This window comes from Nocardia sp. JCM 38205, from assembly GCF_058222935.1.
In genome coordinates, this window is the sequence record NZ_JBYHFL010000001.1 from 788,571 (window position 1) to 812,031 (window position 23,461).

Here is a 23,461-nt window from a genome sequence, read left to right on the forward strand (position 1 = left end):
CCGGCATCGCCCTGCACTGCCACCGGGGTATCCCGTCGAGATACCCACAAAACACGTGACGCTGGGGATACGCTGGGCCCGAACAGTTTTCCTGGTGGCGGGTCGCACCCTCAACGATACGAGGTGCGCGCCGATCACGGCTGGGATTTGCCACATCGTATCCAGATGGCAGTGCGGCCGTTCTGACCATGAGACCATCGGTGTTGCCCGAGCACGGTTCTCCGGCGTCAGCCGATCAGATCACCGGCCCGTGGCGCCGGGCGGGTGCGCGCCGAATCGCCCGCTCGGAGCGCAACGAACGACCCGACGCCGCCCAGCTGATCACTGCTGACTCGAATGTCAGGAGGACCGATCGAACCTGCCCGCTGCTATGCCGGTCAAGAAGGCATCCCATTCGCCCGGACCGAAGACCAGGGCGGGGCCGGTGGGATTCTTCGAGTCACGGAGGCCGACCTCGCCGGAGCCGAGATGGGCGATCTCGACGCACTCCTTGCTTCCGGTGCTGCGGGAGCTCTTGAACCAAACAGCTTCAGACAGATCGACTTTCACGCTGCACGCTCCTTGAGAATCGACTCGATGAGACTGCGAGTATCCCGCTCGTCCAACGCTACCCGACCAATATCGGTGTATGCCGCGCGATAGGTCTCGATCTCCAGCGGCTTGTCCAGGTAGAGGTCGCCCGTGAAGCCCTCGATGAACACCACCGGCGGTTCACTCAGCGCGGGATTCAGGTGCTCAGGAAACTCGATGAACACGAAGTCCTTGTTGATCAGCCCGGCATGGCTCGGCGTGCCCAGCCTGGCCACCCGGATCGACACGTTCGGCAGTTCCCCGGCCTCGAGAAGCCGCTCCAGCTGAGCGGCCATGACCTCAGGGCCGCCCACTTGGCGCAGCAACACCGACTCGCACAGGAGCGCGGAGAAGGCGAAGTTGTCCGAGTCGCGGAGTCGACTCTGCCGCCGTTCGAGCAGCGCGATCTCGCGCGTGAAGTCGATACGCTGACGCTGCGTCTTCGCGATATCCCACACGGCGTGCCGGTAGTCGGCGGTCTGCAACAGTCCCGGGACCAGGGTCGATTGCCATGTGATCGTTCTGCGCGCCGACTGCTCGAGGCTCACGTACACCTCGACCTCTGGGACCATCGCGTCGACATATGACTGCCACCAGCCCTCCTTCTTGGTTTCCTCCGCCAACCACAGCAACTCGCGCCGCTCCTCCGCGCTCGACTCGTACAGATCACAGAGTGCGTTGATGACCATCCGCTTCACTTCACTGCTGCGACCGGTCTCCAAGCGCCACAGCGTCTGTGTGCCCATCTGAACCCGGCGCGCAGCGAGTGCACGACTCAGTTCGCGTGACTCACGCAATTGGACCAACCGCCGTCCGAGCACTCGTCGCGGCAGGGTCGAAGGACTCGATTCCACGGGCACGAACATCACCTTTCGTTAGCTTCGCTCACCGTCATGTCAACTCAGATGGAACGGTCATTTAACTCGGAGCAACCGGTCCAGGTGGATCAAATTCATTGTGCGCCAATTGCATACAGACACGCCAACAACACGAAATCTCGGTGTTTACTTACTGCGTGTCCGGCGGTGAATAGGACAGCGCGTCGCGGCCGATGCCCCTCCGTACGGCGCGCCGGGTCCGCACCGCGCATTCGGTGATACCGCCGGGCACTTTCCTTCATCCGTGTTTCGACAGTTGAGAGGTGCAACGATGTTCGGAGATCCCGTGCTCGATCATCAGCGGGTGTCGTCCATGACCGTGGGCGAGGCGCATCGGGTGATGCAGGTGCACATCGACTGCCTGGTCTCGGTCTGTGCGGTCAAGCAGCAGGCGAAGGCGCGGCTGGTCGCGGATCGCCGCATGGTTCCCGCCGACCGTCCGCATATGGGTTTCTGAACCACGCATCCGGAGGCACTCGTGAGCACGACGCTGCCGCGACGAATCCCCGGCCGGTCCGGGGGCCCGTCGCCGAAACAGCCGCTGAACTGCCCGATCATCACCGATACTCGAACATTGACCCGGTTCGCCGATGCCCTGCGCAACTGGCAGCCCGACGCCGAGAACAGGAGCCGAGGCCAGTGAACGAGCACCCGCACACCGACCGAGCGACCGCCGCGCGACTGCGCTTCCTCACCGTGCGCGCCCGCCGCGCCGGCTACCAACTCATCCCCGTTCCGGACGAGGATCAGTGGGCGTTGCTCGATGCGGCCGACGGCGTCGAGTTGTTCCGCGCAGACCGCCTGGACGGCATCGAAAAGTACTTGAGCGAATAACCCGACCTAGGCGATCCACCGTCGAACCGTGCTGAATATTCCGCGCGGAATATTCCCTTCGGTATTCACTGCGAACTACCTGGCGACAATACTTTTCGCGCCCGTTCGGCACTACCGATTCCCGCTGTCCCGCCGGGTATCCACCGCCCGATTTCACATATCGCGTCATGCCCACATGCCCTCGACAAAGGCCACTTTCCATGACTCGCAGTCAATTCGAATATCTCACTCTGCAAACTTCGCGCGATTCCGCGCCTCCGAGCCCCCGCCGCCGCGCGTTCCCGACCGGTCGAAGACGACGACCTGTACTACCAGCAGCGCAACGAGCGTGGGTGGTTGGTGGAGATCGAGCAGCCGACCGTGCCGATCACCTGCTTCATCCTCAACGGACCCAGCGGTCTCCGGCAGCAGGCCCGAGAACCGCACTGACGATCCCTCCGACCTCGGATTTGGTGAGGTAGTGCGTCGCATCGTGCGGTTTGGCCCCGTTGTCGACCAGGGGCGCGGTGACCGGTAGGACAGTGGAACCGGCCGCGGCCGGGAAGAGTTCGGCGAGATCGATGCGGGCAGCGACGAGATCATCGCGGTCGACGAGGTTGTCCCATCGGGTGACCGCCACAGGAACAGTGGGTGGCGCTGGCCGCAGGAGGTCATAGACGACGGTGCGCAGCCCCAGCGGGGAACCCAAGGTGAGCAGCGCGACCGGATGCTCGCAGTGGTGCAACGCTTCATAGGCGACCACCGAACCCAGCGAATGACCGATCACCAACCGGGTGTCCGGACCGATCTGCGTGCGCACCCGAGACTGCGCCTCGGCGCGCACCCGTTCATCGCCGAGGTACCGGGTGACCTGCGACAAAGCGCGCCACACAGTGCGGCCGGCCACCCCGACGCCGAGCGGTGCGAACCAGCGAAGGGCCGCCAACCCGTTCAACACCGGACGCAGCGCCGAACGCGCTCCCTGCGCTTCACCGTGCGGATCGAGTTGCCCGAGCCGGCGCGCAGCCTCAGCGCGATCACGCGGATCCGCCGCGAATGCCGCCGCATTCTCGAGCAACGCTCGGGCGAGGCTCTCGGTGAGCTCCGCTGCGACATCGTCGCCGGGATCGGATGACGGGCCGCCCTGTGCGCCCGCGCTGAGGAAGAGATCGCCGTAGTAGGCCATGCGGGTGTCGATGCGGCCGTCGGCCCGGTGCCGCCACAACAGATCCGCCAACGCATGAGCACCGCTGGTCCGGACGCCGCCGGCGAGCGCGGGCAGCCACGCGGCTTCCAAGGTGTCGGCGGAGTACTGCTCCTGCGCGATCCCGTGCACGAGCACGATCGTTGCCATCGCCAGTCCCTAACGAGCCAGATGAATGGATTCGGTTGTGCCGCAGCACCCCCGGCGTTCATAGTGGCATAGTGGCGAATCGGGTAGCGCTGATCGTGGGATCGCAATGCGCCGCGCTGCCCCCGCGGAACTTCTTCGAAGAACTGGCCACCGAGTTCCACTCCGCCGTGACCCGGCGAGGCGGCTGGCAACCGGTGATCGACACCGGGCTGGTGCTGAATCCCACCGTCACGGAGCTGAAAACGGCGATCAAGCGGGCATTCGCAACAGCCGACGCGTCGAACGCAACCCTGCTGCTGTTCTTTCTCGGGCACGGGACATCCTCTGGCACCGCCGATTTTCGCCTGCTGGCCCAGGACTCGCCGGCGCGAGGCGCGGACTCCGACACCGCCATCCATCTGACACAGACCGTCAGGGAACGCCTCGGCGAATACCCGTCGCTGGATGGACTCATCGTGCTCGTGGACGCCTGCGAGGCAGGCGAAGCCGTGGCGGGCGCGGGATCGCGCTGGCCGGAGATGCTGGCCGTGGATGGCCGATTCGAACTGCTGGTCGCCTCGGGCGACCACAACGCCTACGACGGATGCTTCACCCGCACCCTCCTCGACATGTTCGACGCCGGAATGCCGACCGCCGGCTCGCAGCTGCTGTGCGCGGACTTCGTCGACGCACTGGCTCAGCGATGCCCGAGGCAGATCCCACACCACACCTCCCACACCCGAGGCTCGCCGATCCGGACGAACCCCGGCGACCGGGGGCTGTGGCTGGTGCCCAACCAAGCGCTGCATCGCCATGCCGTCACCGGCCACGCAGCGGCGGGGTTCGTCGATCAGCTCACCACCGCAGTGCTGATCACCACCACTGTCCGCGAGGCGCTCCAGGCCATACTGGATGCCCGGCCCGCGCCCCTACGGTTGGTGCACGGTCCCGCCGGCGCAGGCAAATCAACAGTTCTGTCGCTGTTGATCCGCCCGAATCTCGTGGACGAGCTGGACATCAACGAAAAGTACGTCACCGCCGCGGTCTTCCTCGACATCACCAGCACCCTCGATTCGCTCACCGCCGGCATCGTCGACCAGCTGCACGGCAGAGTGCCCGGCTACACCGCCGCACGTGAGGCTGCGCAGAACGAACTCACCAGTGCGGAGCGAGCGAACCTCACCGGTTTCGACGTCGACATCGCGCGTGCATTGCGCCGCTGCCCGCGACGCGTCACCGTCGTCATCGACGGCCTCGACCAGCCCGAGCCGGGGGCGCGAAGCATCATTGTCGCAGCCATCCGGCAACTGACGACGGACCACCCGGACCGGCCGCCTGTGCATGTCATCGCGGGCGTCCGCACAGGTACCGAGCCCGACACCGGCGACGAACTGCGTCACGCTACCCGTATCCATGTCGCCGCCCCGACCCGCACCGACCTGCAGGATGCCCTCGCCGCCAGAGGGATCCGCGATGCTTCCGCAACGCTCGACCACCTGGTGGAAGCCCTCGATGCCGGCGGCTGGCTCCTCGGAAGGCTGCTCACCGAAATCGCCGCCGAGGACGAAGGCGCCCTGCCCGGGCAGGCCGGTCTCAGCGAGCTCATCAAGGTCAGACTGGAGATCGCCGAACGCCGTTGTGCCGATCGGGGCGTCCTCGACACCACCATACGGATCCTGCTCGCCGCCGGAATCGGGCCGAGCCTGCCGATTCCGGTGCTCCGATCGGCACTGCCGGCCCTCGGGGCCGACCTGCCGCTGGCGCGAATCCGAGACCTGCTCGTCGAGCTGGGTTCGCTCATCGCTCGTGGGCGCCCTGGCCTGCCGGAAGAAACGGTCGGCATCATCCACTCCGAATTCGCGTCCGCGTTGACCGGTGTCCTCGGGCCCCGCGGTTCCGACGACAGGCGCATCCATCGCGCGATCATCAGTGCGCTCGAAACTCAGCTCGACGCACCGGATGCCGTGCCCACAGCTGCGATCGCCGCCTACGCGCGATCATCGCTGCCACGCCACCACCTCGCGGCGGGCGACTCGGCGGCCGCGCTTGCGGCGTTGTCCCTGGCCGATACCGACCGGGCCGCCGACAATCACCAGCGCTGGGCAGCATGGTTGCCGGAGTTCGAGAAGGCGCTGGGAGCCGACCATCGCGACACTCTCCGACTCCGCGCGGGGATTGCCACATGGCTCGGCGACAGCGGCCATGTCGCCGCCGCCGTGGCGCGGTTCGGCGCTGTGCTGGCCGCGCAGGAGCGCGTTCTCGGCCGGGACCATCCGGATACCCTCGATACCCGCGGTGAACTGGCTCAGTGCAGCGGTGACGCCGAAGCGGCCGTCGCGCAGTTGACAGCGCTGCTGACCGATCGGTTGCGGGTGCAAGGCCGCGATCATCACGCCACCGTCGCGACGATCCGAGCTCTGGCATGGTGGCGCGGCCGTTCCGGGGATTACACCGGCGCGCTCGGCGATCTCGACGCTCTTCTCGATACCCGTCTGCGGGTGCTCGACCCGCTGCACCCCGAGATCTTGTCCCTGCGCGGTCTCGTCGCGTCGCTGCACGGCAAGAGCGGACAGCCCGAACAGGCTGTGCGCGGCTTCACGACGCTACTGGCCGACCGGACGGCTTCACTCGGGCCGGACCATCCCGACACTCTCACGACGAGAAGCGATCTCGCCTACTGGCTGGCCCGTACCGGTGACGTCGACAGCGCGGTCGGCCACTACCGCATCCTGCTCGAACAACGGCAACGGGTGCTCGGGGCCGAGCATGCCGACACTCTGCGGACACGCGCCAGCCTCGCCTTCTGGCACGGGGCGAGCGGTGACCCGCAGGGAGCCGTAGCGGAGTACCGGCAGCAGGTTTCGCAGCGGCGCCGGATCCTCGGGCCCAATCACCCGAAAACGCTGCTCGCGCAGGAGAATCTGGCCGCATGGCTTGGTCTCGTCGGCGATACCGAAGGTGCGGTGACCGAATACGAAGCGCTGCATGTGCGGCGCCTGCGGCTTCTCGGCCCGGACCACCCGGACACTCGCCAGGCCGAGCGCGGCCTCACGTTCTGGCGCGAGGCCAGGTAGACAGCATCGCCGGGCGCTGTGGTCGCCGGTGCGGGGTGGCGGCCCGGCTCCGGCCCGAACCCCGTCGACGGCGACGACCTGCACTACCAGCAGCGCAACGAGCGAGGTTGGTTGGTGTAGATCGGTAATATCGACGAACAGTTCTGTAGCTAGACGGGGGGATGTCGATGTCCGACGCACAGCCGGTGCAGGTTCAGCCCGACGAATTGCGCACCCACGCCTCGAATGTCGAGGGCTTGAACGGGCCGATGGGGCAGGCGGTGGAGGCTGCCAAGGCCGTCTCCGCGCCGTCGGATGCGTTCGGGAAGTTGTGCGCGTTTCTGCCGCCGTTGTTCGTCGATTCGGTGGAGACCGAGGGGATCACCGCGTTGGAGACGGCGGTGACGGCCTTGACCGAGGACGCGGCGAAGCTGCGGGCGGCGGCGGATTCGTTCGCCCAGGCAGATGATTCGAATTCGGCGGCGGTGCGGGCGGCCGGTAGTGGGGTGTCGCAGTGACCGGTTTTGCTGGACTGGTCTCGCGTGATTGGCGCGCGGCCGGGGCGCTCGCCGTGCCATCTTCCGCCGGTCACGGGGAGTCGCAGTGACCGACACGCAGTCGAACCCGCTGATCGCCGCCCCCGAGGATTCCACCGAGTGGTATTCCGGGGTCACGTTGTTCGAGTCGGTCGCCGATGTCGGTGATGCGATCTCGTCGGGGTCGTGGATCGAGGCCGGGGTCGGGATCGCGGCCGCCGGGCTCGAGGTCGCCTCGATGGTGGTGGATCCGTTCGGGACGCTGGCCGGGTTCGGTGTCGGTTTCCTGATCGAGCACGTCGAGCCGTTGCAGGATGCGTTGGATTGGGTGGCCGGCGACCCCGATCAGATCACCGCGTATGCCAAGACCTGGGAAAACGTCGCCACCCAGGTCAGTGCGGCTGTCGACACCCACAAGCAGGCGGTCGCGGCGGATATCGCGAATTGGTCGGGAGCGGCGGCGTCGGCGTATCGGGCGCGGGCCGCGGAAACCTCCGATGCACTGGCGGCAGCCGCCGCGGCGGCAACAGCGGCATCGCAGGCGATCGAGATGGCCGGCGGGATCGTGGCGGCGGTGCGGATGACGGTGCGCGACATCGTCGCCCAAACCGTGGGCCGGCTGGCGGTCTGGGCCGCCGAGGCGGTGTTCTCCCTCGGCACCGCCACACCGATCATCGCCGCCCAGGCAGCGACATATGTGGCGAAGACGATGGCCACCATTGCGCGGCTGTTCTCCAAGGTCGCCTCCACCTTCGCCAAACTGAAACCACTGCTGGCGAAGCTGAAGGATGCGTGGAAGGCCATCACGAAGGTCCTCGGCAAAACCGGAAAGAACAGCCCGAGCAGCACGAAGAAAACCTCCACCGACACCACCACCGCCTCGACCGACACCCCGACCAAGCCGAAGGACACCGACACTCCGAGCAAGCCGGGCGACAAATCTCCCGACACCAGCACGGCCTCCACCGAAACACCCTCCAAGACCGGTGATCCGGAACGCACTCCAGATCAACCGGGCAAACCGCAGGACCAGGCCAAAGCCGACGACGGCGTCGGCGACAAGGCCACCGAAGGCGGGCCGAAGAACACCCAGGACGCCAAGGACGTCACCGAATGTAACGACCCCGTCGACGTCGCGACCGGTGAATTCCTGCTCCCGGAAACCGATCTCGAACTGCCCGGGGTGCTCCCGCTGGTGTTGCTGCGGCGGCACCGTTCGAGCTACCGGTTCGGGCGCTGGTTCGGCCCGTCCTGGTCGGCGACCCTGGACATGCGCGTCGTCGTCGAAGACGACACCGTCACCTTCATCGGCGAACACGGCCTGCTGCTGGTCTACCCGCACCCCGAAGTCGGTAAGCCGGTCCTGCCCCGCAACGGCGGCCAACGCTGGCCGATGTCACGCACCGAGGCCGGCGGCTACCGCGTCTACGACCCCGACCGCGAACTCACCTGGCACTTCACCCCCGCCCCCGCCCTCGGCGGGCTCGATGCGCTCCTCGGCAACTACGCCATCTCCGCGATCACCGACCGCCACCACAATCGCATCCGCTTCCACTACGACCGCGACGGCGCACCCGTCGAAATCACCCACACCGGCGGGTATCGGGTGCGGGTGAGCACCGAGGATGGGCGCGTCACCGCACTCGCGGTCGTCGGTCCTGCAACCACCACCGATGCGGGCCCCGCCGACACCGGTAGCGCCACTACCGACACGAGCCCGGGTGCCGCCACGCACCGTGGGCACGCCCAACCCGGCGCAGCCCACGACAGTGGCGGGGCCAGAGGTGAGTCCCTTGAAACCGGCGCAGACCGTAGCGGCGGCGATCCCGGCGGCACTGACCCCACCGACTACGACAGTCACGCCCGCGGCGCCAACAACTACAGCGCCAGCACCAGCAGCAGCAGCGGCGGCAGCACCACCAGCAGCGACAGCAGCAGCACCACCAGCAGCGGCGGCACCACCAGCAGCAGCGGCAGCACCACCAGCAGCGACAGCAGCAGCAGCAGTAGCGGCAGTAGCGGCAGTAGCAGCGACAGCGACAGCGACAGCGACAGCGACAGCGACAGCGAGATCCTCACGCAGGTGCGGGCTTTCGCCTACGAGGCCGGTGAGTTGGTGTCGGTCACCAACGGTGTCGGCGCCACCACCCACTACTCCTACGACGACGCCCATCGCCTGACCGGCTGGACCGATTCCAACGGCAACCGCATGCTCAACACCTACGACACCGAAGGCCGGGTCGTAGCCCAGCACGGCAACTCAAACATCCTCAACGCCACCTTCGACTACTTCACCACCCCCGACGCCACGACCCACCGCACCATCCACACCGATTCCCTCGGCGCGGCAACCACGTTCATCTTCAACGCCGACCTCCGCCTAATCGAACACATCGACCCGGCAGGCGCCCGCACCCGCACCGACTACGACGACAACCGCCGCCCCACCCGCGTCATCGCCCCCGACGGCGCCGTCACCACCTACCACTACACCCCCGCCGGCGACCCGCACCGCATCACCCGCCCCGACGGGCTATCCATCGACATCGCCTACCAAGCCCACAACCGGCCCATCTCCATCACCAACGTCGACGGCAGCCTCACCCGGCAGGAATGGAACCCCGACGGCAACCTCGCCGCGATCATCGACCCCGCCGGAAACCGCACCACCTACACCCACCACACCTCTGGCGCGGTCGCCTCGGTCACCGAACCCACCGGCGCCGTCACCCACATCGAGGTCGATGCCGCCGGGCTCCCGGTCCGGGTCACCGACCCGCACGGCGCGGTCACCACCATCGAGCGCGACCACTTCGGCCGCCCGATCACCGTCACCGACCCACTCGGCTCGGTAGTCCGATACGTGTGGTCCGGCGAGGGCAAACTGATGCGCCGCATCGACCCCGACGGCGTCGGCGAATCCTGGATCTGGGACGGCGAACTCAACCTCACCGCCCACGTCAACCGCGCCAACGGCATCACCCGCTACACGTACGGCGCCTTCGATCTCCTCACCGCCCGCACCGAACCCGACGGCGCCATGACCCACTACCAGTGGGACACCCAGCGTCGCCTCACCGCCGTCGCCAACCCCATCGGCCAGACCTGGCACTACCGCTACGACCCGGCGGGGCGTCTCGTCTCGGAAACCGACTACACGGGTGCCACCACCCACTACACCCACGATGTCGCCGGCCGCGTCGCCACGGTCACCCCCGCCACCGGCGTGACCCGCCATCACACCCACGACGTGCTCGGCCGCCTCACCTCGATCACCGCCGACACCGGCGAATGGATCCACTACACCCACGATGTGGCCGGCCGGTTGAAGACCGCCGTCTCCGGCACCGGCGAAACCCGCACCCACACCCTCCAATTCACCCACACCCCCACCGGCCGACTCGCTTCTCAACAGGTCGACGACCAACCACCCATGGTCTTCACCCACGACCAATTCGGCCGCCGCACCACCCGCACCACACCCTCCGGCGGCCACACCACCTGGACCCACGACGCCACCGGCCGCGTCACCCAGATGACCACCGACGGTCACTCGATTTCGTTCACCCACGACCCCCTCGGCCGCACCACCGGCTGGCGCATCGGCAACATCTCCATCGACCGAGCCTTCACCCCCGTCGGCCACACCACCCACCAGATCGTCACCACCCACCTACCGTCCACCGAGCCGACGCCCAGTTCGAACCCCTGGAACCCCCAGCCAGATCCCAGCCGATACCCGGCCACCCCACCCGGATTCACCACCCAGCCCTCCACCAGCGGATCAGCAGCCGCCCCGAGCTCGACGTCTGGCGGGTACGCCGCACCCACTCACCACGGTTACCCCGCCGCACAATCCACCGAGTTTCCGCCTCAGCCCGCAACGCACCACCCCCTCGGCACCACCCCCAGCAACGAGCCCCCACTACCGCCCACCGCCGCAAGCCCAGGCCCCCGCCTCCTCCGCCGCGATGACTACACCTGGCGCCCCGACGGCTACCTCACCACCCACACCACCACCCACCCCGGCTCTGTCACCGACCACCGCGAATACACCCTCGACCCCATAGGCCGAGTCACTCGAATCACCCGAAACGGCACCCCCACCGAGCAATACACCTACGACCACCTCTCCAACATCACCTCCGGCGGCGTCCTCACCCCCGACCCCACCACCCCCGGCCCGTCCGGCCACCACCCCACAGCCCCCGCCAACCCGCACCAGGGATACCCCACCCCACCGGCGCCCCCGGCCAATCCACCCCCACCCCAACAAAACTCACCCACCCACGGCCGCCGCGAGTACCACAACAACCTCCTCATCCGAGACGGCCGCCACCAGTACCATTACGACCCCGCCGGCCGCCTCATCCGCAAAACCACCACCCGCCCATCCCGCAAACCCGACGTCTGGCACTACCGCTACAACGCCTTCGACCAACTCACCGACGTCTACACCCCCACCGGCCAATGGTGGCACTACACCTACGACGCCCTTGGGAGGAGAACAACCAAGCAGCGTTTTACGAATGCTCGAGCGCAGGTCACCGTAATCAGATTCGAATGGGACGGAGCCACGCTGGTGGCGGAAGCTTATTCAGATTACGTCTATTTATGGACCTACCATCCCGGCAGCCCATTTGCGGTTACGCAGACAATTTCCAGAAAAGTCGCGAACCCCATCAGCCACGGGGTAATAGTTGCCGACAATTCCGGCACTCCATTAGCACTGATCGACGCCCACACTTGTTCTATCATTGGTGAGGCCAAAACCAGCCTCTGGGGCACGACCGCGTGGCGTGGAACGGCCGAGAGCCCACTTCGCTTTCCTGGTCAGCAGTACGACTACGAAAGTGGGCTTCACTACAATTTCCACCGATATTACGACCCAGAAACCGCACGGTACACGTCAATAGATCCATTTGGCCTACTTCCTTCTCCAAATCCACTGGCGTATCCGACGAACCCACTGGTGGAGTTCGACCCACTCGGCTTAACCCCTTGCCGAATAGAGCGGATCAAGATGATGCTCGGTCGCGCAGGAATGAGCGTCAGAGACTATGACATTCAATATGCCCCAGATATCGAGGAACGCCTCGGTGGCGGTAGGACCGTCTTCGGCAACTCACCTCACAACTCGGATGGAACGCCATATCTTGGTTCACGAGGACGACCACTGATAGAGTTGAGCGAGTCCGCTTTCAGATCCGATGAAACACTGATCACGACCATCTTTCATGAAATCTACCACCACCAACAGTTCAGGATGAGTGCGATAACCGTAGGCGGACCGGAGCACGCTGCGGAAGACTTCGGCCGTTCGATGTATCAGACCTTCCTTCGCAGGACGGGATAGCTGATGGACGACTACACGTGGACCGGATACGATGGCGAGGAGAAGGAAGCCTTAGGCCGTACTGGAATAAGCGATCTTGGACCCGAGAGAAATTGCCCTCACTGCGGACGACATTCGGTCCGATGGTATTACCACGAAATGTCCAGATTCGCAGGGCGAGCGGAAATAATTGAGTGGTGCGCAAGTTGTCGTCGGTACGCCACATCGATGATCGGGTCAGCATCTGAGAGGTTCTCGATCTCCGATCCACCAATTGGCGAAACCCTCAAGGAAATGATTGAGAAAAAGTCTCCGCGCGCATTTCTGTGGAAGCTCGATGACAAGTGGACACGCGGAATTCTCCCACAATCGGTCGTTCCCAAATGATTGGTGCGTCACCGACCGGCCCCTAAACAGGGCCAAGTCGGGCGCTACAACCCACTCTGACCACCTACGTCTACCGGAAGGTATTCGATTTGCTCGACAGGGCGTATTCAGCAGGATTGGCTTGATGTCCGGTTTTTTACCGAGCTCGCGATCGTGGAGTTCGAGCCGATTTAAATACCGCGCCAGAGATTGAGAGAACAAATTAGCAAGAATGTCTCGCATAAATTACCGCCGGAACAGCACCGCGTCTGCCAAGAACCGACCAGATGGATCGCCGCGATCAACCCTCGGACTCGAATTCGGATGAGGAAGTTTCAGTGACCGAGTTGGACCCAGAATCAGTTGACAGCTTGGATTTGTTAATCACATTCGCCAGAGCGACATCGACCGGTATGAGCGAGAATCCCGATGTATACGCCAACATGCTCGCTTCCGACCTGCTCGAGAGTCTTGCAGCATGGCTCGAAGACGCACACGGAACCCGCGGCGATATCGAGACTTTCAACCCCTGGAGGTTTTTCGCACGCGCACTGAATGCAGGTGTGAAGTATGAATAGGACAATGAAAATGGGGTGGTCATCGTTCGGGTTCGATACCCCAAACAAACTCGGCGTGCGTGCACTCTGGACTGAACGTGAAATAGATAAGGATGAAGGTACCACTCGTAACGCTGATCGCTGAAGCGACAGAAAGGATTTCGACCACTACGCGACATCAACTTCGGAAAGCGAAATCGCTGCCCTGACTGAAGACGATGACGAAGTTCTGATCGCACATAGCGTTTGGTCTGTTTCCGTCCGGTAGCCGTTCTCGCAATTGCGGGATCCCTTCAACGCGACCGCCCTGCTGCGTCATATCGCTCAGCAGTCCCCAAACCACTCCGCACACCCACTAAAGAACCCCTGCGAGCACGGCCTCCACCAGTTTCTCGATCGCCTGGGTGGTGGGCGGGGAATCCCGGTCGGCGTGTAGGAGGTTTCCACCGCCGACCAGGGAGAGGGTGAGGGAATCGATGTCGGCGTCGGGGGTGATGCGGCCGAGCGTGCGTTCGGCGGTGAGGTAGGCGGCGACGGCGTCGGTGGCGTGGCCGAGGATGGCGATGCCGCCTCCGGGGCGGGCTCGGCGGAGGCGGGCGCGGAGTTCGTCGCGGAAGGTGATGAGCGGGATGATCGCCACCGGGACCGGGCCGAAGAGGACCGTGAGCGCGGATGCGAGGTTGCCGGTTACCGTGCCGGTGCCGGCGGAGGCCCGGAGCGAATCTGCTTGCGCCTCCAGTTGTGCGGCGCGGTCGAGAACGAGATCGGTGAGGAAGGCGTCGAAATCGGCGAAGTGGCGGTGCAGCACGCCCTTGGCGCATCCGGCCTCATCGGTGACGGCCCGGCTGGTGAGTCCGTTCGGCCCGTCGCGCAGCAGGATGCGTTCGGCCGCGTCGAACAGTTGCTGCCGCGCGTCACGCAGATGCACTCCAGTGGGCACTCGAGACTCCTCACGAACGAACACGTTGCCAGGTGGGCAACCGCCCACTAGTGTGGGCACATGCCCACTCTACCTCGGGAAGAACCCGAATCAGCAGCACCGCAGCCGCATCAGGCTCGGGCGATGGCGGAATCATTCGGTGTGGACGCGCCGGGCTACGACCGGGCACGGCCCCGGTACCCCGATGCCCTGGTGAACCGGATCATCGCGGGCAGCCCCGGGAGCGCGGTGCTCGATGTCGGCTGCGGCACCGGCATCGCGGGACGGCAGTTCCAGGCCGCGGGCTGCACTGTGCTCGGTGTCGAACCGGATGCACGGATGGCCGAGTTCGCGCGTGCTAGTGGGCTGCCGGTGGAGGTCGCCACCTTCGAGGCCTGGGCGCCGGATGGGCGCAGCTTCGATGCTGTCATCGCGGCACAGTCCTGGCATTGGGTGGATCCCGCTGTCGGCGCGAAGAAGGCGGCACAGGTGCTGCGACCAGGCGGGCGACTCGCCATCTTCGGGCATGTCTTCGAACCGCCGCCCGAGGTCGCCGAACCGTTCGCCGCCGCCTACCGTCGCGCCGTGCCGGACTCCCCGTTCGCCGACCAGCCGGCCCGACGGTCAGTGGAGATGTATGAGGCGATGTATGCGAAATTCGCCGAAGCACTGCGTTCCACCGGCGCCTTCACCGAGCCCGAACACTGGCGGTACGACTGGGAGCAGCGGTACACCCGCGCGGAATGGCTGGCGCTACTTCCCACTACCGGCGGCCTCACCCGGCTCGACCCTGGTCAACAGGCCACGATTTCGACGGCCGTCGGCGCGGCGATCGATGCACTGGGCGGCGGGTTCATGATGCAGTACAGCACACTGGCGGTGTCCGCGGTCCGTGCCGTTTGATCAGGGTGGCCGAGCACACCTACTCGGCGGCGGCACACGAGTGCGTTATCGCGAAACCCGATCACCCGGCCGGCACAATCCAGCCTGCCGGCCACCTGACATGGCCGTCGCAAAGTTCAGCCGCAGCAGCGGCGACCCACCGACCACATCCCCTACCCCTCCGCACTCCCCCGCGCACTGAGCCGGCGAATCGGCCCGATCAACGACCGATACACCGGCCGCACTACCCGACCCGGCAGATGCCGGTGGCGTTCCTCCTCCCACACTCGTGCCCTCGGGTGTGAGGCGAGGGGGGACCATCGGTCGGTCACCGGGGGTGTGGAGGTGTGTAATTCGATGCGGCAGAGGTGTTTTGTGTTGATGAAGCCGTATTGGCGGGGGCTGACGAGACGGACGGGGGCGCCGTGGTCGCTGTTGAGCGGTTGGCCGTCGAGGCGGTCGGCGATGAGGACGTCGTCGGCCAGGGCGTCGGCGAGTTCCACGGTCGATTGGAAGCCGTCGAGACCTTCGAAGATGAGGTGGCTGATCGAGGTGCCCGGTTCTAGCCGCGGCTCGATCTGCGAGCGGTAGAAGGTGCCGAACGGCACCCCTTCCCACAGCAGGCCGGTGGCCGACCAGCCGGCGACGCAATGGAAGTCGGAGCGCTGCTCGCGGCGCGGCATCGTCGCGAGATCGGCCACCGACACAGCGAAGGGCTCGGCTACCGCGCCACCGATCTCGATGGCCGGATCGACGGGCACCGCCGGCGGCGGGTGGTGGAGATGGGTACCGAAGCGTGGGAACCCGTCGACAGCACGTTGACCAGGGGGAAGTGTCATGGCGAGCCTCCATCTATACGGCACCGTATATGACTGGAAGACTACCCCGCGCCCGCAGCTGCGTCGAGTGTCGGCTACGGCACACCTGCCCGGTCTCGAGCAGGCGCCCGCATCTATGCCGAGGTCGAACGTTCCTCGGCGAATTCCCCGGCGACCCCGAGCCCACGCAGGCTCTCGAGCAGGAAGGCATTCACCGCATCGGAACGCTCCAGCTGAACCAAATGTCCCGCGCCATCGACTTTTTCGACAGCACGCAGGTCGGGGACGTGCGCCCGCATGGTGTCGAGCGGGTCGCGGCCGCTGAAGCCCTCCATATCCGGGTCGTTCTCGCCGTAGATGAAGTACACCGGGACACCTACCGAGGCGCCGGCGTAGTCGGCGGTCAGTTCCCAGTTGCGGTCGATGGCGCGATACCAGCTCAGGCCGCCGGTGAAACCGGTGCGTTCGAAATCGGCTGCGAGCGTGTCGAATTCTTTGGACGACAGCCACTTCCAGGGCAGTGACGGCGCTTCCGGGAGTGCCTCGAGATAGTTGATGCCGGGCGGGTTACGCCAGGTGTCGAGGTAGTGGTAGTCGCCGCTGAGCGCGTAGTACACGCGGGAGAGGAATTCGCGCGGACGGGCGGCCAACGCCGTGTCGGCGACGCCGGGCTCGCGGAAGTATTCGAGATGCAGGAAGTGCCTTTCGGCCATCTTCGACCAGTAGCTCGACGGCACCCGCGGCGCGCGCGGGGTGAACGGGTTGTTCAGCATCACCAGACCGCGCACACGCTCGGGTGCGCGCAATGCCAGCTCCCACAGCAACGCCGCACCGAAATCCAGGCCGACGAAAACGGCCTGTTGCGCGCCGATGTCGTCGAGCAGGGCGAGAAGGTCGCCGATGACGGCTTCGTTGGTGTAGGCGTCCACACCGTCGGGGATGTCGCTGCGACCGTATCCGCGCATGTCCGGGGCCAGTGCGCGGAAACCCGCGTTCGCCACGGCTTCCATCTGCCGATGCCAGACGAACCAGGTGTGCGGGAAACCGTGGCAGAACACCACCGGATCGCCCGCACCCTGCTCCGCCACGTGCAACCGCACGCCATTGCCCGTCACGAACCGATGAGCTACTTCCACGACAACCTCCCGAACACTAGAACGCGTTTCAGTTTCACGGTAATGTCCCGGGACCGTGAGCGGAATACCTGCACAACTGAGCGGCCGGGTCGCGGTGGTCACCGGCGCCAGCCGTGGCATCGGTAAAGGCATCGCCCTCGAGCTGGGCGCGGCCGGCGCGACGGTGTACGTCACCGGGCGGTCGACCACGCCGGGACGGCTGCCCGGCACCGTGAACGACACCGCCACCGAGATCGATGCGCTGGGCGGCACCGGTATCCCCTACATCTGCGATCACCGCGACGACGACGCGGTGCAGCGGCTGTTCGAGATGGTGCGCGGCGAGCAGGGCCGGCTCGACCTGCTGGTGAACAACGTCTACAACTCCCCGGCCGCCGCCCGCTGGCTGGGCAAACCGTTCTGGGAGGTGCCGCCGACGGCCTGGGACGAGACCTTCGACGTCGGCGTGCGCTCCCACTACGCGGCCAGCGTTTACGCCGCGCCCCTACTGCGTGAATCGGGCGGATTGATCGTCAATATCTCCTCCCCCGGCGCCGAACGGCATATGCACAATGCCGTCTACGGCGTCGCCAAGACCGCCCTGGATCGGCTCACCGCCGATATGGCGCACGAACTGGCCGCGGACGGTGTCACGGTCGTATCGCTGTGGCCCGGCATTGTGAATACCGAACTGTTGCAGATGATTCCGCGCGATGCGGAGGGCAAACGGCGGGTCACGCTGCCCGGTGAGGGCAGTTTCGATCTGGATGCCGCGGAATCACCGCGGTTCCCTGGCCGCGCGGTCACCGCGCTGGCCGCCGATCCCGATCGACAGCGCCGCTCCGGCCGCGCCTTCCGGGTCGCCGACCTCGCCGAGGAGTACGGGTTCACCGACATCGATGGACGCGTACCGCGCGCCGACTGATCACGACCCGGTGCCGAAGCAGATCACCTCGGGCAGTCGGCGAAGCGCTGATCTCGAGCACTCGTCTGTCGACCGTTTCGACCTCGAACGTCCACGAGATCGCCGGCACTCTGTCCGCTCAGGCGACCTCGAGAAACCGGCGCACGGCCCGCGACGGTTCGGCTCGCCACGCCACCCGCACCCGTGACGGCGGCGCGTCCGGTAGGTCGCGATACACCACCCCGGGGTGCGGCGCACGCACCCGGGCAAGTTCGGGAACGACACCGATGCCGCGTCCGGCGGCCACCAGCTCGATCCACTCGTCGAAGTTGGTGCAGGTGATGACCGGGCGCGCCGGGTCGGGCGGATCCCAGGACGCAGCGGTTGTCGTCCCGGAGATGGTATTGACCACCAGCGGCTCATGGGCGAGGCCGGCCCAGCGTAGTCCGGCGGCGGTGGCCAGTGGGGAGGCGGAGGCGACCGCGAGTACCCGGCGTTCGGTGGCGATCGGGCGGGAGCGGAGGTGCCGGGGCAGGCCGTTGCCGGTGCGGTAGATGGCGATATCGATGGTGCGTTCGGTGAGCGCGGTGAGTGGATCGTCGATGCGACGCAGCGCGATGCGCCCGCTGAGTTGCTCGAAGCGGGTGCGGGTTTCGCTGAACCATTCGTCCGGCAGCAGCCAGGAGAAGCCGAGTTCGACGGCGCTGCGGCTGCTCAGGTCGGCGCGGACCGCGTCGACGTCGGCGAGGATGCCGCGGCCGCGGTCCAGTAGTTCCCGGCCCTCGTCGGTGAGCGCGAAGTGCCGCGAGCTGCGCTCGATCAACCGGCATTCGAGCAGGCGCTCGAGCTGCTGGATGGTCCGGGTCAGCGCCGGCTGGCTCAGGTGCAGGCGGGCGGCGGCGCGGGTGTAGTTGGCTTCCTCGCACAGTGCGACGAAGGCCCGCAGGTGGCGCAGCTCGACATCCATGCGTCCAGCGTATACATCGTGCACAGGAAGCATTTCACGGCGGATCGGGCGGGACCTAGCGTCGGATGTCGTGACCGCTACCTCCGAGTCGAATCCGTGGGCCCGACACGGCAGTGCGCACGGACGCCCGCTGATGCAGGCGCTGGCAGCCTGTGCCGGTTTGGCCGCTGCGATGGGCGTGGGCCGTTTCGCCTACACCCCGCTCATGCCGGTGATGATCGACGCGCAGCGCCTCGACGCTCATACCGGTGCGGTCGTCGCGGCCGCCAACTACGCGGGGTACCTGCTCGGCGCGGTCCTGCTCGCGCGTGTGCCGAAACTGCACGGTCCGACCTTCTTCCGGCTGTCGGCCCTGGCCCTGATCGCGAGCGAGGCAGTAATGGCGGTGCCGACCCCTAGTGCGGTGGCCGCGGGGTCTCGGCTGGTGGCGGGGGTGGCCAGTGCCGTGATCTTCGTCGGCTGCGCCCGCGCCGTCGCGGTGTCCGGCGGACGGCACGGTGCGGGCATCGCGTTCGCCGGCGTGGGCGTGGGGATCGCGATCACCGGGGTGCTGGTGCTCGTGGCGCGCCCGGTGGTGTCGTGGCAGGGGATGTGGGCCGGGGCGGCGGCGCTCACCGCGCTACTGCTCGCGCCCGCGATCCAGTTGCCGATTCCTGCGGGAGGCGCACAGCGGCAGACCGTCCGGCGGGCGGGTCGAAGTGCGTGGCGGTTGCTGTTGGGGGCGTACTTCCTGGAGGGGCTCGGCTACATCGTCATCGGGACGTTCCTGGTGGCGGCGGTGAGCGGGCCCGATGGTGCTGCGCTGGCGCCGCTGAGCTGGGTGATCGTCGGGGTGGCTGCGGCACCGGCGACGGTGGTGTGGGGTGCGCTGGCTCGGCGATGGCAGGCGTCGGCGCTGCTGCCGATCGCGTTGTTCGCGCAGCTGCTGTCGGCGGTCTTGCTGGCGGTGTCGAGCGGAACATGGCAGGTCGTGCTGGCGGCTGCCTTGTTCGGCGCGACGTTCATGGGGATCACGCTGCTGGCGATGGAGGTCGGCGGTGAGCTGCGTGGGGCGGCGGCGGCTGCCTCATTGACGGCGGTGTACGGAGCCGGTCAGCTGCTGGGGCCGTTACTGGTGGCGCCGCTGTTGGGTGCGGGTTACGGCGCCGCGTTCGCGGTGGCGGCCGTGGTGCTGGCGGCGGGGACGCTGTTGGCGGTCGTGGTTGCGCGGACGATCGAGCCGATGGATGGTGCCCGCACCTCACGTACCCGGGACGAGACGGTTCCGGTCGGATAGTGCGCGGCAGACGTCCGCCTCTGCGTGATGTCACATCGCCGCGGTCGCCGCAGGTCGCGACGCCACGCGGGAGCCGACTGCGATGCGCCGGTGTTCCTGGTCACGCACCGGCGATCCGGCGGATCAGGAGAACTTGATCTCCAGGCCGATACCGAGGATGGCGATCAACCAGATGAGACCGGTGAAGATGGTGACGCGGTCGAGGTTCTTCTCCACAACGGTCGAGCCGGACAGGCTGGACTGCACGCCGCCGCCGAACAGGCTGGACAGACCTCCACCCTTGGCGCGGTGCAGCAGCACCAGCAGCACCAGCAGCACGCTGGTGATGATCAGGAGGATATCCAGGAACATCCGCATGGCCGACAGTCTATGTGCTCGGTCTCCTGGCGCCGAATCAGCCCGGTTTCGCCGCCTGATCCACCGACTGCCCGGTCCGTATCTCCCGGCCGTGACTACCGCGGCGTCACCGCGACCAGGTGCGTGACGGTCCCCGGCTCATCGGCGGAGTAGCGGGCCACCGCGCTCTCGCGCAGCTGATCCTGTGCGGTGAGCCGGACCTGATGCTGCTGCATATGCTCCGACCAGGAGCGCACCACGAACGCCTCGACATAGCGGTCGACCACCCCGACATCGCGGTAGAGCCGCCACTCCATGGCGCCGGTGCGCTGGCGGGACCGGCCCACGAACACCATCGCGGCCAGGAATTCGTCGACGTTCTCCGGCGGCACGTCATAGGCGCGCAGCACCATGACCGGCCCGTCGGCCGGTGACGGTTCCTCCACCAGTTGCGGTTCCGGCCAGAACGCCGACGGCGTGAGATCGAGCGCGTCGGCATCGTGGCGGATCGGCAGCCACAGCGTGCTCAACGCACAGCAGCCGAGCAGGACCGCCGCCGCCAACAGCGCCGTCACCACCCCGAACGCGCCCGCGACCAGGCCCCACACCAGCGAGCCGATGGCCTGCCCGCCCATGAACACCAGCATGTACACCGACAGCCCGCGTGCCCGCACCCATCCGGGCAGCAGTAGCTGCATCGTCGCGTTCATGGTGGACAGCGCGAGCAGCCAGGCGAAGCCCGCGCACACCAGGAGCAGCAGCACCGGAATCAGCGCGTGTAGCAGCGCGGCGCCGACCGTCGCGGCGCCGAACATCACCGCCGCGACCGCCAGCTGCCTGGTCGGGGTGAGCAGCGCCCGGACCCGTGCCAGCGCCAACGCACCGAGGACGGCACCGACGCCGAGGGCACCGAGCATCACGCCGTAGCCGGAGGAGCCGAGGTGCAGACCGTCGCGGGCGACCACCGGCAGCAGCGCCCACAACGCGCTACCCGGCCCGACGAACAGGATGGAACGCAGCAGCACCCGCCGGATCGCCGGCGCGGCCCGGATGAACCGGGTGCCCGCCTGCAGGGCGGCCAGCGGGCGTTCGCTGGGCAGCGACCGCTCGGTGGACGGTCGGCGCCACAGGATCAGCGCGGCGACGATGGCACCGAAGGACAGCGCGTTGAGCGTGAACACCAGCGTCGGGCCCGACAGCGATACCAGCACACCCGCGATCGCGGGCCCTACCGCCCGCCCGATGTTCATGCTCATACTGCCGAGCGCCGCGACCGACGGAATCTGTTCGCGCGGCACCAGTTCGGGCTGGATGGCCTGCCAGGCGGGCGCGGTCAGCGCCTGGCCGCAACCGAGCAGGAACAGCAATGTCAGCAGGACCGCAGGCGTGGTGTGCCCGGTGGCCGTTGTGACGGCGAGCGTGGCCGCCAGCAACGCCATGGTCGTCTGCGCACCGAGCAGCAGCCTGCGTCGATCCACCAGGTCGGCGATCACGCCGGACGGGATCGACAGCAGCATCACCGGCAAGGTGGTCGCGGTCTGCACGAAGGCCACCAGTGTCGCGGCGTTCGGCTGATCCACCAGGATCCACTGAGCGCCGACCGTCTGCATCCAGGTGCCGAGATTGGAGACGAGCTGCGCGATCCACAACGCCCGATACACCCGGATCCGCAGTGGCGCCCAGGTGGAAGGCGGTTTCGGCGCGGCGGTGGTCACTTGGGACAGCCTAGTCCGGGGCTCCGGCGGCGCCTCGGCGATCACCGAGCCGGGTGCTTGCGCGTCGCGGTTCGAGGTCGAATCGAGGATCGGCGAGCGAGCTCAGCACGGAACACCAGGCGGCGTCATCCGGCCAGCATCGCCAGTCGGCACCGCGGACCCGTGACCGACCCCCGCCTTCGGCGCAGCCGGCGCACCAGTGGGCAGGTGGACGGCGTCCGGACCGGAGGTTGGGCTTCCGAGACCTGGTGATCGCGTCCGCCGCACTCGACCATCGCGGTCTCCGGCGTCAGCACAGGCGCCAGTCGGATCCGGGTTCGCCACGCCCAGGAGGCGGTCTGTCCGTGACGGAAATCCAGCCCGCCCCCGGGACCATCCTCGGTGCTCAGTCGGCGACAACTGGCGACGGGGTGAGATCCGGGTCGGCGGCGATGCTGGCGGCGGTTTCGGCGTCCGGTGCGTAGTAGCGGCTGCGCACGACCCATTCGCGCCGCAGTTCGGGGATCACGACCTGAAGGTTGTCCCACTCGTGTTCGAGAGTGGCGCTCCAATCCATGGGCGCCTGCTCGGGTGGGAAGGCGGGACCGTCGGTGCGGCCGGCGGCGCGCAGCAGCTCCATCGTGACGCCGAGGTAGTCGTTCCAGCGGGCGTAGGAGGTGGTCATGGTGAGCGCGGCGGGCACGTCGAGCTTGAGCAGATACACGCCGCGCGCCCATTGGTCGAGGCCGAGCAGACTGTTGGCGGTGCTGCGCGTCGCGCGCGGGCGCAGTGCACGCCCGGGCCAGCACCACACCGGTGCCGCACCATGGCAGGCAATGCCCCGGCGTTCCATCTCGGCGACCATCGCCCGGTAGGCCGGGCGCCAGTTCACGATCGCGTATTGCCAGTCCGCGCGGTAGACGCCGTTGTCACGCACGGCGTCGACGACTTGCGCCGCCTGCAAGGTCCACAATCGCATCAGCGATCGACCCACTCGGATGTCGAATTCGCAATCACTTGGTCCACCCCGTATCCCGTTATCGGACAGGGACGTACGGTACGGCCCGGCATTCGCTGCGTCACCTGATTTTCGGCGATCGCCGGAATGT

At 66.8% G+C, this 23,461-nt stretch carries 19 protein-coding genes; 9 read left to right on the forward strand and 10 right to left on the reverse strand.

The window, feature by feature from the left end:
* Positions 1–339: 339 nt before the first annotated feature.
* Complete coding sequence (locus AC4HOU_RS03655) at positions 340–549, reverse strand: DUF397 domain-containing protein (protein WP_194991789.1); 210 nt, start codon at positions 547–549, stop codon at positions 340–342.
* On the reverse strand, positions 546–1,430 hold the full coding sequence (locus AC4HOU_RS03660) for a helix-turn-helix domain-containing protein (protein ID WP_194991790.1): 885 nt from the start codon (positions 1,428–1,430) through the stop codon (positions 546–548). The genes AC4HOU_RS03655 and AC4HOU_RS03660 overlap by 4 nt, the downstream gene beginning before the upstream one ends.
* A 289-nt stretch (positions 1,431–1,719) precedes the next feature.
* On the opposite strand from AC4HOU_RS03660, the gene AC4HOU_RS03665 reads away from it, so the two are divergent.
* Both AC4HOU_RS03665 and AC4HOU_RS03670 read left to right on the forward strand, forming a co-directional pair.
* Positions 1,720–1,905: a hypothetical protein gene (locus tag AC4HOU_RS03665; protein ID WP_194991791.1), complete on the forward strand. Its 186-nt coding sequence runs from the start codon at positions 1,720–1,722 to the stop codon at positions 1,903–1,905.
* 182 nt (positions 1,906–2,087) lie between these two features.
* A complete protein-coding gene (locus AC4HOU_RS03670) occupies positions 2,088–2,282 on the forward strand; it encodes a hypothetical protein (RefSeq protein ID WP_194991792.1) in 195 nt (64 codons plus the stop codon).
* A gap of 382 nt (positions 2,283–2,664) precedes the next feature.
* On the opposite strand, the gene AC4HOU_RS03675 is transcribed toward AC4HOU_RS03670, so the two are convergent.
* Positions 2,665–3,615 (reverse strand): hypothetical protein, encoded by a 951-nt coding sequence (locus AC4HOU_RS03675; protein WP_490724120.1) that lies wholly within the window; start codon positions 3,613–3,615, stop codon positions 2,665–2,667.
* A 71-nt stretch (positions 3,616–3,686) separates the two neighbouring features.
* Here AC4HOU_RS03675 and AC4HOU_RS03680 point away from each other — a divergent pair, with 71 nt between their 5' ends.
* The 4 genes from AC4HOU_RS03680 (at position 3,687) to AC4HOU_RS03695 (ending at position 13,462) form a co-directional block, all read left to right on the forward strand.
* Positions 3,687–6,668 carry a tetratricopeptide repeat protein gene (locus AC4HOU_RS03680; RefSeq protein WP_490724121.1) on the forward strand — a complete coding sequence of 994 codons (2,982 nt, stop codon included), beginning with the start codon at positions 3,687–3,689 and terminating at the stop codon, positions 6,666–6,668.
* Positions 6,669–6,835: 167 nt separating this feature from the next.
* Entirely contained in the window at positions 6,836–7,165 is a 330-nt protein-coding gene (locus AC4HOU_RS03685) for a type VII secretion target (protein WP_163817450.1), read from the forward strand.
* An 85-nt stretch (positions 7,166–7,250) separates the two neighbouring features.
* Entirely contained in the window at positions 7,251–12,539 is a 5,289-nt protein-coding gene (locus AC4HOU_RS03690; protein WP_490724122.1) for a DUF6531 domain-containing protein, read from the forward strand.
* Between the two features lie 683 nt (positions 12,540–13,222).
* Positions 13,223–13,462, forward strand: coding sequence for a hypothetical protein (locus AC4HOU_RS03695; protein WP_194990025.1), 240 nt, complete (start codon positions 13,223–13,225; stop codon positions 13,460–13,462).
* Between the two features lie 334 nt (positions 13,463–13,796).
* Here AC4HOU_RS03695 and AC4HOU_RS03700 read toward each other — a convergent pair whose 3' ends face one another.
* Positions 13,797–14,381: a TetR/AcrR family transcriptional regulator gene (locus tag AC4HOU_RS03700; RefSeq protein WP_195007054.1), complete on the reverse strand. Its 585-nt coding sequence runs from the start codon at positions 14,379–14,381 to the stop codon at positions 13,797–13,799.
* 123 nt (positions 14,382–14,504) lie between these two features.
* Between AC4HOU_RS03700 and AC4HOU_RS03705 the strand changes: the two genes are divergently transcribed.
* Entirely contained in the window at positions 14,505–15,263 is a 759-nt protein-coding gene (locus tag AC4HOU_RS03705; RefSeq protein WP_490724123.1) for a class I SAM-dependent methyltransferase, read from the forward strand.
* Positions 15,264–15,415: 152 nt separating this feature from the next.
* On the opposite strand, the gene AC4HOU_RS03710 is transcribed toward AC4HOU_RS03705, so the two are convergent.
* Positions 15,416–16,081: a molybdopterin-dependent oxidoreductase gene (locus tag AC4HOU_RS03710; RefSeq protein ID WP_490724124.1), complete on the reverse strand. Its 666-nt coding sequence runs from the start codon at positions 16,079–16,081 to the stop codon at positions 15,416–15,418.
* A 113-nt stretch (positions 16,082–16,194) separates the two neighbouring features.
* Complete coding sequence (locus AC4HOU_RS03715) at positions 16,195–17,196, reverse strand: alpha/beta fold hydrolase (RefSeq protein ID WP_490724125.1); 1,002 nt, start codon at positions 17,194–17,196, stop codon at positions 16,195–16,197.
* 55 nt (positions 17,197–17,251) lie between these two features.
* Between AC4HOU_RS03715 and AC4HOU_RS03720 the strand changes: the two genes are divergently transcribed.
* Entirely contained in the window at positions 17,252–18,100 is an 849-nt protein-coding gene (locus tag AC4HOU_RS03720; protein WP_194990030.1) for an SDR family NAD(P)-dependent oxidoreductase, read from the forward strand.
* A 118-nt stretch (positions 18,101–18,218) separates the two neighbouring features.
* Here AC4HOU_RS03720 and AC4HOU_RS03725 read toward each other — a convergent pair whose 3' ends face one another.
* Positions 18,219–19,046 (reverse strand): LysR family transcriptional regulator, encoded by an 828-nt coding sequence (locus AC4HOU_RS03725; RefSeq protein WP_490724126.1) that lies wholly within the window; start codon positions 19,044–19,046, stop codon positions 18,219–18,221.
* 70 nt (positions 19,047–19,116) lie between these two features.
* Between AC4HOU_RS03725 and AC4HOU_RS03730 the strand changes: the two genes are divergently transcribed.
* Positions 19,117–20,322 (forward strand): YbfB/YjiJ family MFS transporter, encoded by a 1,206-nt coding sequence (locus AC4HOU_RS03730; RefSeq protein ID WP_280499675.1) that lies wholly within the window; start codon positions 19,117–19,119, stop codon positions 20,320–20,322.
* 123 nt (positions 20,323–20,445) lie between these two features.
* Here the strand turns inward: AC4HOU_RS03730 and secG are convergent, their stop codons facing one another.
* The 3 genes from secG to AC4HOU_RS03745 form a co-directional block, all read right to left on the reverse strand.
* Complete coding sequence (gene secG / locus AC4HOU_RS03735) at positions 20,446–20,679, reverse strand: preprotein translocase subunit SecG (RefSeq protein WP_036537777.1); 234 nt, start codon at positions 20,677–20,679, stop codon at positions 20,446–20,448.
* Between the two features lie 95 nt (positions 20,680–20,774).
* A complete protein-coding gene (locus tag AC4HOU_RS03740; RefSeq protein ID WP_490724127.1) occupies positions 20,775–22,373 on the reverse strand; it encodes an MFS transporter in 1,599 nt (532 codons plus the stop codon).
* Positions 22,374–22,758: 385 nt separating this feature from the next.
* A complete protein-coding gene (locus AC4HOU_RS03745; RefSeq protein ID WP_490724128.1) occupies positions 22,759–23,331 on the reverse strand; it encodes a DUF3841 domain-containing protein in 573 nt (190 codons plus the stop codon).
* Between the last annotated feature and the right edge of the window lie 130 nt (positions 23,332–23,461).